Source organism: Arthrobacter sp. KBS0702, assembly GCF_005937985.2.
Taxonomy (GTDB): Bacteria; Actinomycetota; Actinomycetes; order Actinomycetales; family Micrococcaceae; genus Arthrobacter.
The window spans coordinates 1510518-1524239 of the sequence record NZ_CP042172.1; the positions used below are offsets into that span (position 1 = coordinate 1510518).

At 68.2% G+C, this 13722-nt stretch carries 12 protein-coding genes; 9 read left to right on the forward strand and 3 right to left on the reverse strand.

What is annotated here, in order from left to right; all coding sequences use genetic code 11:
• Window positions 1-153: 153 nt before the first annotated feature.
• A complete protein-coding gene (locus FFF93_RS06850; RefSeq protein ID WP_138769577.1) occupies window positions 154-453 on the forward strand; it encodes a DUF4193 domain-containing protein in 300 nt (99 codons plus the stop codon).
• A gap of 40 nt (window positions 454-493) precedes the next feature.
• On the opposite strand, the gene FFF93_RS06855 is transcribed toward FFF93_RS06850, so the two are convergent.
• Window positions 494-976 (reverse strand): DUF3093 domain-containing protein, encoded by a 483-nt coding sequence (locus FFF93_RS06855; RefSeq protein ID WP_138769576.1) that lies wholly within the window; start codon window positions 974-976, stop codon window positions 494-496.
• A 121-nt stretch (window positions 977-1097) separates the two neighbouring features.
• Here FFF93_RS06855 and dut point away from each other — a divergent pair, with 121 nt between their 5' ends.
• From dut to FFF93_RS06875, 4 genes are all read left to right on the forward strand, one after another.
• On the forward strand, window positions 1098-1643 hold the full coding sequence (gene dut / locus FFF93_RS06860; protein ID WP_138769575.1) for a dUTP diphosphatase: 546 nt from the start codon (window positions 1098-1100) through the stop codon (window positions 1641-1643).
• Between the two features lie 79 nt (window positions 1644-1722).
• Window positions 1723-2439, forward strand: coding sequence for a DUF3710 domain-containing protein (locus tag FFF93_RS06865; protein ID WP_138769574.1), 717 nt, complete (start codon window positions 1723-1725; stop codon window positions 2437-2439).
• Complete coding sequence (locus FFF93_RS06870) at window positions 2432-2839, forward strand: hypothetical protein (protein ID WP_138769573.1); 408 nt, start codon at window positions 2432-2434, stop codon at window positions 2837-2839. Before FFF93_RS06865 ends, FFF93_RS06870 begins: the two co-directional genes overlap by 8 nt.
• A complete protein-coding gene (locus FFF93_RS06875; RefSeq protein WP_138769572.1) occupies window positions 2836-3612 on the forward strand; it encodes a DUF3159 domain-containing protein in 777 nt (258 codons plus the stop codon). Before FFF93_RS06870 ends, FFF93_RS06875 begins: the two co-directional genes overlap by 4 nt.
• Window positions 3613-3673: 61 nt before the next feature.
• Here the strand turns inward: FFF93_RS06875 and FFF93_RS06880 are convergent, their stop codons facing one another.
• Both FFF93_RS06880 and FFF93_RS06885 read right to left on the reverse strand, forming a co-directional pair.
• Window positions 3674-4444 carry a TrkA family potassium uptake protein gene (locus FFF93_RS06880; protein WP_138769571.1) on the reverse strand — a complete coding sequence of 257 codons (771 nt, stop codon included), beginning with the start codon at window positions 4442-4444 and terminating at the stop codon, window positions 3674-3676.
• The gene (locus tag FFF93_RS06885; protein ID WP_138769570.1) at window positions 4445-5116 is read right to left on the reverse strand and encodes a TrkA family potassium uptake protein; all 672 of its coding nucleotides are present in this window, start codon (window positions 5114-5116) and stop codon (window positions 4445-4447) included.
• 156 nt (window positions 5117-5272) lie between these two features.
• Here FFF93_RS06885 and FFF93_RS06890 point away from each other — a divergent pair, with 156 nt between their 5' ends.
• From FFF93_RS06890 to dxs, 4 genes are all read left to right on the forward strand, one after another.
• Window positions 5273-7249, forward strand: coding sequence for an APC family permease (locus FFF93_RS06890; protein ID WP_186372249.1), 1977 nt, complete (start codon window positions 5273-5275; stop codon window positions 7247-7249).
• The gene (locus FFF93_RS06895; protein ID WP_138769568.1) at window positions 7246-8592 is read left to right on the forward strand and encodes a class I SAM-dependent RNA methyltransferase; all 1347 of its coding nucleotides are present in this window, start codon (window positions 7246-7248) and stop codon (window positions 8590-8592) included. The genes FFF93_RS06890 and FFF93_RS06895 overlap by 4 nt, the downstream gene beginning before the upstream one ends.
• A 146-nt stretch (window positions 8593-8738) precedes the next feature.
• Entirely contained in the window at window positions 8739-11552 is a 2814-nt protein-coding gene (locus FFF93_RS06900; RefSeq protein WP_138769567.1) for an aconitate hydratase, read from the forward strand.
• 132 nt (window positions 11553-11684) lie between these two features.
• A complete protein-coding gene (gene dxs, locus FFF93_RS06905) occupies window positions 11685-13658 on the forward strand; it encodes a 1-deoxy-D-xylulose-5-phosphate synthase (protein WP_138770498.1) in 1974 nt (657 codons plus the stop codon).
• Window positions 13659-13722 lie beyond the last annotated feature (64 nt).

The following is a 13722-nucleotide window of genomic DNA, read 5'->3' on the forward strand; positions in this document are numbered from 1 at the left end:
ATGCGCGTAAAAATGGCCCGACATCGGGCACAAAAAGCGCTTGTCCGGCGTTGACATCGGTGAACCGAACCCGGCCGTACCGGGGGCTACCAGCCCCCACCGGTGCGGAGGCGGCGACCCAACCCAACCAATGCGGAGTGTGAGCAACAACTAATGGCGACAGACTACGATGCGCCGCGCAAGACTGAAGAAGACCTCAACGAGGATTCCATCGAGGAACTGAAGTCGCGGCGTACGGACAAGCCTTCCGCGGTGGTCGATGAGGACGAAACCGACCTCGCCGAAGGCTATGAACTCCCGGGCGCTGATCTGTCCGGCGAGGAGCTGCTGGTTCGGGTCCTGCCCGCCCAGGCAGACGAATTTACCTGTGCCTCCTGCTTCCTCGTCCGCCACCGCTCGCAGATCGCCCGCGAAAAGGACGGCCTTAAGTACTGCAAGGACTGCGAGGGCTAAGGGCCGCCAGGTTCAGCGGGACAGCGTTAGCGGAACAGCTTCAGCGGGACAGCGCGGCGACGAGCTCGTCCGGGTGCCGCGAGGACGCCAGCCAGTACGGGGTTCGGTCCGAGGGGTCGGTGATCTCGATCCGGACCACGGGATCGATCCAGCCGCGGATGCACATGAACGCCAGGCCGTTGAGCCGGGTGCCACGCTCCGCCGTCGCCTCCGCCCCGCGGAACGCCTCGGCGGCCCCGATGAAGCTCCGGTCGATCGTGGCCCGCCCGACGCGCAGGGTTCCGGCGGTGACCGAGATGGAGGGTGTGGACAGGACCAGCAGTACGGCCAGGATGACGAAGAGCACCACGGCGGCCGTGATGCCGGCGGCGATGCTGATCGGCGCGAACACCAGGATGCCGGCCCCGGCCAGCCCAGCCGCCACCAGCCAGATCCAGAAGCTCGGCCAGAGCTTCTCGCTATAGAGGACGGTGGCGTTGTGGGGGGTGTTGGAGGCAGGCACGGCGGCGCTGGATTCGGGCATGGGTCCAGCTTTCCACTTTTCCCGGGCCTTTTCACCTTGGCCAGGCCGTCGCTACCCGGCGCGCGGCAGCGGCGGCGGCGCGGTAGGTCGATCCTCCCCGCGGGCGTTACAGTGGGGAACTGTGACTGAAGAAACGACTGCTGTGAACACCCCGCCGGCAGAGCCCGCCGCCAGCGCCTTCCCGGCCGCCGACATCCCTGCCTACGGAGCCCCCACCCTGAAGGTGCAGCTGAAAATGCTCGACGCCGGCCTGGAGCCGCCGTCGTATGCCCACCCGGGCGACGCTGGCGCGGACCTGCGCGCGCGCGAGGACGTCGTCCTCGGCCCGGGGGAGCGTCGGCTGGTGCCCACCGGCGTCTCCATCGCCCTTCCGGACGGCTTCGTCGCGCTGATCCACCCCCGCTCCGGCCTCGCCACCAAGCACGGTCTGACCGTCGTGAACGCTCCCGGCACCGTGGATGCGGGGTACCGCGGGGAGATCGCGGTGACTCTGCTGAATACTGACCGTGAGCAGGCGATTGAACTGCGGCGCGGCGATAGAATTGCACAAATGGTCATCCAGCGGGTGGAGTACGCCGACTTCGTGCCCGTCCAGGAACTCAGCGATTCCGTCCGCGGCGGCGGCGGCTTCGGCTCCACCGGCGGATTCGGCGCCCCCGGGGCCTGAACCCCGGCCGTTAGACACAGCTGTTCCCCGCACGGCGGCCGAGGGCGTCGGGCGGGATCACAACTAAGGAGACAACCCCATGGTTTTTGGGCGTGGCAGGAAAGCCAAACAGGAGCAGTTGACGGACACCGGCGAGACCCGGGAAGCCGAGGGTGTTGACGCCGGCGCAGCCGCCGGGGCCAAGGACGATGCCGTCCGCAATGCCGGCCCGTATGACGCCTCGGAAATCGACAACCAGGACGGCTACGTCGACCTCGGCGCCCTGCTGATTGCCCCGCGCGAAGGTCTGCAGCTCCGCCTCGAGGTCGAGGAAGCCACCCAGCGCGTTGTCGCCGTGACCATGGACCTGGAAGGTTCCAGCCTGCAGCTGCAGGCTTTCGCGGCGCCACGCTCCGAGGGCCTCTGGGACGAAATCCGCGAGCAGATCGGCCAGTCCGTGGGCAGCCAGGGCGGCCAGGTGGATGAGATCGAGGGCCACTTCGGCATCGAACTCGTCGCCAAGCTGCCCGCCGGCGACGGCAGCGAGGGCTACCGCGTGGCCCGGTTCATCGGCGTCGACGGTCCCCGCTGGTTCCTCCGCGGCGTCCTCGGCGGGGAAGCGGCGCTGGACCGTTCCGCCGCCGCCGGGCTCGAGGAGCTTTTCCGCCAGATCGTTGTGGTGCGGGGCGAGAACCCGATGCCGCCGCGCGACCTGCTCCAGCTCCGCCTTCCCCGGGACTCCGGCGCGCCCGCGCCGCAGGGTGCCCCGGAGTTTGACCAGCCCGAGCGCGGACCGGAGATTACCCAGATTGGGTGATGCCTCCGGCAAGGATCCTGCCGCCGCCGTCCCAGTGCGGGGGCTCCCGGAGCGCGGACGCGTACTGTGCCGCGGGTTCATCGAGTCCGTGACGTATGCCCCGGCCGGCGAAGTGGCCGCCTTCACCGCCATCGTCACCGACCATGACGCCCCGCCGCCGAAAGCACGCACTGCCGTGCAGGCACGCCCGGCCGCTCAGGCCGGCCAGTCCGGGGCCCGCCGCAAGGGCCCCGCCGTGGCCGCCGACCGACTCCGGGTGATCTGGCTGGGACGCCGCAGGATCCCGGGCGTCAAGGCTGGCCTGGAACTCCGGCTCGAGGGGATGGTCACGGTGCGTGACGGGCTGCCCACCATGTTCAATCCGCGCTACGAAATACTCTCCCGCCAGGAGGAGCAATGAGCACCCCCGAAGACCCGCAGCCGCGCACCGCGCCCCAGGGCACCGCGCAGCCAGGCCCCGAGCAGCCAGGCCCCGAGCAGCCCACCGTGGCCCAGCTCGCCGAAGGCTATGCGGCCAAGGCCGGACTGCACCGTTCCGGCAACGGCAACATCGACGTGCTCAAGAGCGCCGGCGGTGTCCAGGGCCTCGCCGAAAGTATCCTTCCGGGACTCGTGTTCCTGATCGCCTTTACCGTCAGCCGCGAACTTCCGCTGGCGCTGGTGGCCTCGCTGGCCGTGGCCGCGGCGTTCACCGTCGCGCGGCTCATCCAGCGCAAGCCGCTGACGCAGGCGCTGGCCGGCATCGTCGGCGTCGGACTCTCTGCGTGGCTGGCGAACTCGACCGGCAAGGCCGAGGATTTCTACGTGCTCGGGTTCTTCACCAACCTCGGGTACATCATTGCGATGTCCATCTCGATCGCGGTGCGGTGGCCCTTCGCCGGGCTCCTCTTCGGTTTCATCCGGAACGAAGGCCTGGACTGGCGCAAGCACCCGGCCCGCGTGAAGGCGTACCGGATCGGTACCTGGGTGATCATCTCAGTCCTGGTCCTGCGCCTGCTCGTCCAGGTCCCGCTGTATTTCATGGGGGAGCAGGGCCTCGCCGGCCTCGCCACCACCCGGCTGATCATGGGTGCCCCGCTGTACATCCTGGGCATGTGGGTGGCCTGGCTGCTCACCCGCCCCGCGCCGGCCGCCGTAGAAGAGCCCGCCGACGGGCCGGCCGAAGCCAACTAACTCGCAGTCGTTGCCGTCTTAAGGCGTCAAAACGGCACCAACTGCCAGCAACTTGGGCAGGTCAGCCTTCGAAGCCGTCGTCGCCGGCGGACTGGGTCTCCCGGCCGTGCTGGTCGGCGGTGACCGGGTGCTGGCCGGCAGCAGACGGCTCCCCGGCGGACTCGATGCCGGACTCCGGGGCGGAAAGCAGCGCGCGCAACCCGTCCTCGGCGGCGATCGTGGTGACGAAGAACAGCTCGTCGCCGCCGTCGATCACGTCGTCGCGGCTGGGCGTAATCGGGGCCTGGTCGCGCAGGATCGCGACCAGGGCCGCGTCCTCGGGCCAGTCAATGTCGCCCACCGTCAGGCCGATCACATGCGAATCGTGCGGCACGGTGAACTCCACCAATGAGGACACCCCGGTCTGCAGGGTCAGCAGCCGGACCAGGTCGCCGATCTCCACCGCTTCCTCCACGAGGGCCGTCATCAGCTGCGGGGTGTTGACCGCGACGTCGACGCCCCAGGAATCGTCGAACATCCAGTCGTTCTTCGGGTTGTTGACCCGGCCCACGGTCCGGCCGACGCCGAATTCGGTCTTGGCCAGCAACGAGACCACCAGGTTCACCTTGTCGTCGCCCGTCGCGGACACCACGACGTCGGCGTCCTCCAAGCGGGCGTCCTTGAGCGTGCTGAGTTCGCAGGCGTCGCCGACGAGCCAGTGCGCCCCGCGCAGCCCGCTGCGGCCAATCACTTCGGGTTTGAGGTCGATCAGCAGGATCTCGTGTTTGTGGGCCAGCAGTTCACGGGCGATCGATGAACCGACGCTGCCTGCCCCGACGATGACGACTTTCACTTAGGACTCCTTGACGGGGGACTTGGCAAGAATGTGGGCGACCTCGGAGGTGCGGTCCACGCTCAGCATGGCGTGGACGGTGTCTCCGTCCTGGAAGGCTGTTCCCGGGCCGGGGAGGATGCCCTCGCCGAAGCGGGTGAGGTACGCGATGCGGATGTCGGCGGCCTTTTCGATCGCGGACAGCGGCTGCCCGATCCAACCGGAGTCCACGTCCACCTCGGCCAGCACCAGCCGCCCGGAAGGATCGCGGAAATCGCCGGCGAGGTGCTGCTCCGGCAGGATCCGGCGCAGCACCTGGTCCGCGCTCCAGCGCACCGCCGCGACCGTCGGGATGCCGAGCCGCTGATAGATTTCCGCGCGGCCCGGGTCATAGATCCGCGCCACGACGTGCGGGACGTGGAACGTCTCGCGGGCCACCCGGGTGGCAAGGATGTTGGAATTGTCACCGCTGGACACGGCCGCGAAGGCGTAGGCCTCCTGGACGCCGGCCTGCTTGAGCGTTTCCCGGTCAAAGCCGACGCCGGTGACCTTACGGCCGGAAAAGCCGGTCCGTAGCCGCCGGAAAGCGCGGTCGTCCTGGTCGATGATCGCGACCGAATGGCCGGCGTCCTCCAGTGTGTGCGCCAGGGTTGCCCCAACGCGGCCACAACCCATGATCACGAAGTGCGCCACACGTGCCTCCTCAAGCTTCTTTTGTTCTGCTGCTGCGTAAAACTGTACCGGCCACGGGCGCCCGGGAGACGGTCCGACGGCGGTGCGGTCCGCCGGGCGCCTGCGGGCGGGGTCCGCCGTCATGACATCGCGTCCGAATCAGACTAGCTTTGTCTGGTGCTGACAATTTTCAATGCCGTGAAGCGGGTGCTGGTAGGCAGGCCCTTCCGGAACGACCGTCTGGCCCACACCCTTCTGCCCAAGCGGATCGCGCTCCCGATTTTCGCCTCCGACGCGCTCTCCTCGGTGGCGTACGCGCCGGACGAAATCCTGCTGACCCTGGCGCTGGCCGGCGTCAGCGCCGTGGCCTTTTCACCCTGGGTGGGCCTGGCCGTGATGGTGGTGCTGCTCACCGTCGTGGCGTCCTACCGCCAGAACGTCCACGCCTACCCCTCCGGCGGCGGCGACTACGAGATCGCCAACGAAAACCTGGGCAAGTACGCGGGCCTCACGGTCGCCGCGGCCCTGCTGGTGGACTACGTCCTTACGGTCGCGGTGTCGATGTCCTCTGCCGCCGCCTACCTCACCACCGCCGTCCCCTCGCTGCACGGCCAGCAGGCCACGATAGCCACGATCGGTGTTGTGGTCCTGGCCCTGGTGAACCTGCGCGGCATCCGCGAAGCCGGCAGCGTCTTCGCCGTGCCGACCTACATCTTCATGTTCTCCATCCTCGGCATGACCGCCGTCGGCGTCTTTCAGGCCGCGACCGGCCAGCTCGGGCAGGCGCCGTCGGCCGAATTCCAGATCGTGCCCGCCCCGGGGTTCGACGAGGGGCTGGTCGGCCTGACCGGAGCGTTCCTGCTGCTGCGGGCGTTCTCCTCCGGCGCCGCAGCGCTGACCGGCGTGGAGGCCATCAGCAACGGCGTGCCGAACTTCAAGAAGCCCAAGAGCAAGAACGCCGCGACGACGCTGCTGCTGCTCGGTGTGATCGCGGCCTCCATGCTGGCCGGCATCATCTACCTGGCCAACGCCACCAAGGTGCACATCGTGCAGGACCCGGCCACGGAGTTCCTGCTCAACGGCAAACCGGTGGACGAGGGCTACATCCAGAACCCGGCCATCAGCCAGATCGCGCAGACCGTCTTCGGTGCCGGCTCGCTGCCGTTCTATATCGTCGTCGCCGCCACCGGCGTCATCCTGGTATTTGCCTCGAACACCGCCTTCAACGGCTTCCCGGTCCTCGGCTCCATCCTGGCCCAGGACGGCTACCTGCCGCGCCAACTCCGCACCCGCGGTGACCGGCTCGCGTTCAGCAACGGGGTCCTGGCGCTGGCCGCCGGTGCGTTGGTGCTGATCATCGCCTTCAACGCCGACGTCACCAAGCTCATCCAGCTGTACATCGTGGGCGTCTTCATCTCGTTCACGCTGAGCCAGCTCGGCATGATCCGGCACTGGGGCCGGGAACTGAAACTCGCCAAGGACCCGGCCGCGAAACTGCGGATGCTCAGGTCCCGCACCATCAATACGATCGGCTTCGGCATGACCGGACTGGTCCTGGTGATCGTGCTGATCACGAAGTTCGAGCAGGGGGCCTGGATCGCGCTGCTGGCCATGTTCATCCTTTTCCTGATCATGTGGAGCATCAGGGCGCACTACGACAACGTGGCCAAGGAACTCGCCGTGGATGAGGACTCCTCGCCCCGGGCGCTGCCCACCCGGGTGCACGCCGTGCTGCTCGTCTCGCACGTCCGCAAGCCCGTGCTCCGGGCGCTGGCCTACGCCCGCGCCTCGCGGCCCTCCCGGCTGGACGCCATCACGGTAGACATCAGCCCGGAGGAGACCGAGCAGACACTGGAGGACTGGGAGAAACTGGAGATCCCGGTGCCGCTGACCGTGCTGGCCAGCCCGTTCCGCGAGACGGTCACGCCGATCATGGAGTACATCAAGAACATGCGGCGCGACTCGCCGCGTGACCTGATCGTCGTCTACATCCCCGAATACGTCGTGGGCAAGTGGTGGGAGCAGCTGGTGCACAACCAGACGGCGCTGCGGATCAAGACCCGGCTGCACTTTGAGCCCGGGGTCATGGTGGCCAGCGTGCCGTGGCAGCTGAAATCGTCCGAAGAAGCCAAGAAACTGCAGGATATCCAATGAGCACCGACACCCGGACACCCGCCCGCACCGAGCTGATTGTCGACGTCGGCCCCGTTGCCCACGGCGGCCACTGCGTGGCCCGGCACGAGGGCCGCGTGATTTTCGTCCGCCACGGGATCCCCGGCGAAAAAGTGCGGATCCGGCTGACCGAGGACGGCGAAGCCGCGAAGTTCTGGCGCGCCGACGTCGTCGAGGTGCTGGAGCCCTCCCCGGACCGGGTGGACCACTTCTGGCACGCGGCCGACGCGCAGCGCTCCTGGTCGCACGGGCACCCGCCGGTCGGCGGCGCCGAGCTGGGCCACATTTCGCTGGACCGCCAACGCCGCCTCAAGGCCGAGGTCCTGGCCGAGCAGCTGCACCGGCTTGCCGGCGTCGACCTGGCCGTTCCGGTCGAGGCCGTGGGGGAGGCAGCGGCCGGGGCCGGCACCGGCCTGGCCTGGCGGACCCGCGCGGGCTTCGCCGTGACGGCCGGCGGCAAGCTCGGCATGCACGCGCACCGCTCCGACGCCGTCCTTCCGGTCCGCGAGATGCCGCTGGCCGTCGACGCCATCAACGCGCTGAGGCTCTGGGACATCGACCTGCAGGGGATCGAGCGGGTGGAGGTCGCGGCACCGGCCAACGGGTCCCGCCCACTGGTGCTCCTGGTCCCGTCCGCCGGGACCCGGGCCAAGCGGCTCAGCGCCATCGCGGCCCAGCTGCCGGAAGACGTCTCGGTGGCGGCCGTTGACCCGGACACGGGCGCCCTGACACAGTTGCGCGGCCGCACCTGGGTGCAGGAAACCGCGGCCGGCCACGAGTACCGTGTCAGCGGCGACGGCTTCTGGCAGATCCACCGCGACGCCCCGGAGACGCTGGTCGGCGCCGTGACCGGATTCCTGCACGACGGCGGCTACCTCGCCGCCGGGTCCGTCGTGGCGGACCTGTACGCCGGAGCCGGACTCTTCACCGCACCCCTGGCCGACGCCGTCGGGGTCACCGGGTCCGTACTGTCCGTGGAAGGGGCGCCGGGCACCAGCCGGGATGCCCGCAAGAACCTGCACGGCGCGCCCCAGGTGGAAATCATCCAGGGCAAGGTCGAGCGGGTGCTGCGGCAGCAGCCACGCAGCTTCGATGCCCTGCTGCTGGACCCGCCCCGAGCCGGCGCCGGCAAGGCGGTCGTAAACCAGCTGGTCGCGGCCGGGCCCCGGGCGATCGCCTACGTCTCCTGCGATCCGGCGTCGTTCGCGCGGGACGTGGGGTACTTCCAGCAGGCCGGCTGGGCGCTGGAGGGGCTGCGCGCCTTCGACCTGTACCCGCACACCCACCACCTGGAGACTGTGGCGTTACTGACTCCGCGGGGCTGAGGCCACTAGGATGGGCGGAGTAGTCCGACATCGCGCACTGCAGTCCCTGGAATGACTTTCACCACCCATGTCTTAGTTAGGCTGGCCTAACTAGCAAGGGGTCTGCGGCGCGACAAAGATGAAACTGTTGCGAGAGGAGTCCTGCGATGAGCATTGTGGACAGCTTCGGTTCAAAAGGCAAACTTAATGTAGCCGGTACCGAATACGAAATTTTCCGGTTGAACTCCATTGAAGGTGCAGAAAACCTTCCGTTCAGCCTCAAGGTATTGCTTGAAAACCTGTTGAGGACCGAGGACGGCGCCAACATCACGGCCGATCACGTCCGCGCACTGGCCGGTTGGGATCCCAACGCCGAGCCCGACACTGAAATCCAGTTCACGCCGGCGCGCGTGATCATGCAGGACTTCACTGGCGTGCCCTGCGTTGTCGACCTCGCCACCATGCGTGAGGCCGTCAAGGAACTCGGCGGCGACCCCAAGCGGGTCAACCCGCTGGCGCCGGCGGAAATGGTCATCGACCACTCCGTCCAGATCGACGCCTTCGGCAACTCCGGCGCACTGGAGCGCAATATGGAGATCGAGTACCAGCGCAACGGCGAGCGGTACCAGTTCCTGCGTTGGGGCCAGACCGCGTTTGACGACTTCAAGGTCGTCCCGCCGGGAACCGGCATCGTGCACCAGGTCAACATCGAATACCTGGCCCGCACCGTGATGACCCGCGAAGTTGATGGGGCGCTCCGCGCCTACCCGGACACCTGCGTCGGCACCGACTCGCACACCACCATGGTCAACGGCCTGGGCGTGCTCGGCTGGGGCGTCGGCGGCATCGAAGCCGAGGCTGCCATGCTGGGCCAGCCCGTCTCCATGCTGATCCCGCGCGTCGTCGGCTTCAAGCTGACCGGCTCCATTCCGGCCGGCGCCACCGCCACCGACGTCGTGCTCACCATCACCGAGCAGCTGCGCCAGCACGGCGTGGTCGGCAAGTTCGTGGAGTTCTACGGCGAAGGCGTCGCGGCCGTGCCGCTGGCCAACCGCGCCACCATCGGCAACATGAGCCCCGAATTCGGCTCCACCGCCGCCATGTTCCCGATCGACGACGTCACGCTCGACTACCTGCGCCTCACCGGCCGCTCGGACGAGAACGTGGCCCTCGTGGAGGCTTACGCGAAGGAGCAGGGCCTCTGGCACGATCCCTCCCGCGAGATCAAGTTCTCCGAGTACCTCGAGCTGGACCTCTCGACGGTTGTCCCGTCGATCTCCGGCCCGAAGCGCCCGCAGGACCGCATCATCCTCACCGAGTCGAAGGCCCAGTTCCGCGAGGACCTGCGCAACTACGTCAAGGAAGACCTCGCCGACGGCAGCCTGGACGAAGCGATCGACGAGAGCTTCCCGGCGTCCGACTCGCCGTCGTTCACCGCCTCCGGCTCGCACCTGACGGACCAGGCGCCGCACGCGCACGGCCCGAAGTCGAACGGCCGCCCGTCCAAGACGGTGGCCGTCAAGACGGCCGACGGCCGCGAGTTCGAGCTGGACCACGGTGCGGTGTCGATCGCCTCGATCACCTCCTGCACCAACACGTCCAACCCGTCCGTGATGCTGGCCGCCGCGCTGCTGGCCCGCAACGCCGTGGAGAAGGGCCTCGCCTCCAAACCGTGGGTCAAGACCTCTGTGGCCCCGGGTTCCAAGGTCGTCACCGACTACTACAACAAGTCTGGCCTGACCCCGTACCTGGAGAAGCTCGGCTTCTACATCGTCGGCTACGGCTGCGCGACCTGCATCGGTAACTCCGGCCCGCTCGACGCCGAAATCTCCGAGGCCATCCAGGCCAACGACCTTTCCGTCACGGCAGTCCTCTCTGGTAACCGCAACTTCGAAGGCCGGATCAACCCGGACGTCAAGATGAACTACCTGGCCTCCCCGCCGCTGGTCATCGCGTACGCCCTGGCCGGAACCATGGACTTCGACTTCGAGAACGACGCGCTGGGCCAGGACGAAGCCGGCAACGACATCTTCCTGAAGGACATCTGGCCGAACCCGGTCGAGGTCCAGCAGGTCATCGACTCCTCGATCGACAAGGGCATGTTCGCCCGCGGCTACGAGGGCGTCTTCGAGGGCGACGACCGCTGGAAGGCGCTCGACACCCCGGCCGGCGACACCTTCGCCTGGGATGAGAAGTCCACCTACGTCCGGAAGCCCCCGTACTTCGAGGGCATGCAGGCCAAGCCGGAGCCCGTGAAGGACATCACCGGAGCCCGCGTGCTGCTCAAGCTCGGCGATTCCGTCACCACGGACCACATCTCCCCGGCCGGTTCCTTCAAGTCCGACACCCCGGCCGGCCAGTACCTGTTGGCCAACGGTGTGGAGCGCAAGGACTTCAACTCCTACGGCTCACGCCGTGGCAACCACGAAGTCATGATCCGCGGCACCTTCGCCAACATCCGGATCAAGAACCAGCTCCTCGACGGCGTCGAGGGCGGCTTCACCCGCGACTTCACGCAGGCCGACGGCCCGCAGGCCTACGTCTACGACGCCGCGCAGAACTACCAGGCCGCCGGCACCCCGCTGGTTGTCCTGGCCGGCAAGGAGTACGGCTCCGGCTCGTCCCGTGACTGGGCCGCCAAGGGCACCGCACTGCTGGGTGTCAAGGCTGTCGTCGCGGAGAGCTACGAGCGCATCCACCGCTCCAACCTGATCGGCATGGGCGTCCTGCCGCTGCAGTACCCGGCCGGCCAGAACGCCGCCAGCCTGGGACTGACCGGCACGGAAACCTTCGCGGTTGAGGGCGTCACCGCCCTCAACGAAGGCACCACGCCGAAGACCCTCAAGGTCACCGCCACGGCCGAAGACGGCACCACCACGAGCTTCGACGCGGTCCTGCGCATCGATACCCCGGGTGAAGCCGACTACTACCGCAACGGCGGCATCCTGCAGTACGTGCTGCGCCAGATCTCCGCTAGCTAGCGGCGTCCGGCAGCACCGACCGAAAGCCCCGGTCCGTCCCCGACGGACCGGGGCTTTCCCGTTTCCGGCATCCCGCCCGGTTCCGAGGCGTTAGAGTTAAAAGGCATGTCTACTACCCGCAAGGAGGGGCCGTTGGGAATCTTGGAGACCATCCGGAGTCCGCAGGACCTGAGCAAATTGTCCGAGGCGCAGCTGGAACAGCTGGCAGCCGAGGTCAGGGAGTTCCTGATCGGCAACGTTTCCCAGACGGGAGGCCACCTCGGGCCGAACCTCGGCGTCGTTGAACTCACCATTGCGGTGCACCGGATCTTCGATTCCCCCCGCGACAGCATCGTCTTTGACACCGGCCACCAGTCCTATGTGCATAAGCTCCTCACCGGCCGCCAGGACTTCAGCACGCTCCGCCAGCAGGGCGGCCTCTCCGGTTATCCGGACCGCGGCGAATCCGAGCACGACATTGTCGAAAGCTCCCATGCCTCCTCCTCGCTGTCCTGGGCCGACGGCATCTCCCGCGCCCGCCGGCTGACCGGCGACGGCGACCGGTACGTCATTGCCGTCGTCGGCGACGGCGCCCTGACCGGCGGCATGGCCTGGGAGGCCATCAACAACATCGCCGCGGACAAGAAGCGCCGCGTGGTGATCGTCGTCAACGACAACGGCCGCTCCTACGCCCCGACCGTCGGCGGCGTCGCCGACTACCTCGCCTCGCTGCGCCCCACGATCGACTCGCTCCGCGCCGCGCCCGCCTACGAAGGCGCCCTCGACTGGTGGAAGAAGCGGCTGCAGAGCGGCGGCCCCGTCGGCCAGTTCACCTACAAGAGCCTGCATGCCATGAAGAAGGGCATCAAGGACTGGTGGGCGCCGCAAGGCATGTTCGAGGACCTCGGCATGAAGTACATCGGCCCGGTGGACGGCCACAACCTCCAGGCCATGGAGCACGCGCTGTCCACGGCCAAGAACTACGCCGGGCCCGTGATCGTCCACGCCATGACCGAAAAGGGCCACGGCTACGCGCCGGCCCGAGCCCATGAGGCGGACCAGTTCCACGCCGTCGGGATCATCGACCCGGAAACCGGCGAGCCCACCGAAGCCGGCGGCGCGAAGTCCTGGACTTCCGTGTTCGCCGATGAGATCGCCGCCATCGCCGATGAACGCAAGGACATCGTCGGCATCACCGGGGCCATGCTGATCCCGGTGGGGCTGCACAAGTTCGCCGCGCGCCACCCGGACCGGGTGTTCGACGTCGGCATCGCCGAACAGCACGCCCTCACCTCCGCGGCCGGCATGGCCTTCGGCGGACTGCACCCGGTGGTGGCCGTCTATGCGACCTTCCTGAACCGCGCCTTCGACCAGTTGCTGATGGACGTGGCGCTGCACAAGGCCGGCGTCACCGTGGTGCTGGACCGGGCCGGCGTCACCGGGCCCGACGGCGCCAGCCACCACGGCATGTGGGACATGGCAATGGTGCAGATCGTTCCCGGCCTGCACCTGGCAGCGCCCCGCGACGCGTCCCGGCTGCGCGAGGAACTGCGCGAGGCGGTCGCCGTCGAAGACGCACCCACCGTCATCCGCTACTCCAAAGGCACAGTCGGCGCCGAAGTGGAAGCACTCGAACGGCTCAGCGACGGTGTCGACGTGCTGGCGCGCCGGCCTGCCGGGTCGAGCGAAAACGACGTCCTGATCGTCAGCGTCGGCGCCATGTCCGAACTCGCCCTTGACGTCTCCAACCGCCTGGGCGCCCAAGGCATCAGCTCCACGGTGGTGGACCCGCGCTGGGTCCTGCCGGTCCCCAAGTCCGTCATCGCCCTCGCCTCGCACCACCGACTCGTGATCTGCATCGAGGACGGCGTCCGGGCCGGCGGCGTGGGCTCCCGGATCCGCCAGGAAATGCGTGCCGCCGGAGTGGACACCGCGCTGAACGAGGTAGGCCTTCCAGTGGAGTTCCTGGACCACGGGAGCCGCAGCCAGGTGCTCGAGCGCGTGGGACTCACCGCCCAGCAGATCACCCACGACGTCGTCGCCCAGGTCCTCGGGACCAAGGTGCCGTTCGCCCGGCCGCTGCCCGGCCAGGCGCACCCCAGCACCGGCAGCCTGCCGATCCTGTGAGGACCCCGTCGTTGGACCAGCAGTACCACGCCGTCACGGCACAGCAAGCACCCTTCGACGGCAC

Excerpts from the sequence above, each read along its gene's own strand:
- FFF93_RS06850 (WP_138769577.1), top strand. The coding sequence starts at position 154 with ATGGCGACAGACTACGATGCGCCGCGCAAGACTGAAGAAGACCTCAAC.
- FFF93_RS06855 (WP_138769576.1), bottom strand. The coding sequence starts at position 976 with ATGCCCGAATCCAGCGCCGCCGTGCCTGCCTCCAACACCCCCCACAAC.
- FFF93_RS06865 (WP_138769574.1), top strand. The coding sequence starts at position 1,723 with ATGGTTTTTGGGCGTGGCAGGAAAGCCAAACAGGAGCAGTTGACGGAC.
- FFF93_RS06875 (WP_138769572.1), top strand. The coding sequence starts at position 2,836 with ATGAGCACCCCCGAAGACCCGCAGCCGCGCACCGCGCCCCAGGGCACC.
- FFF93_RS06895 (WP_138769568.1), top strand. The coding sequence starts at position 7,246 with ATGAGCACCGACACCCGGACACCCGCCCGCACCGAGCTGATTGTCGAC.
- FFF93_RS06900 (WP_138769567.1), top strand. The coding sequence starts at position 8,739 with ATGAGCATTGTGGACAGCTTCGGTTCAAAAGGCAAACTTAATGTAGCC.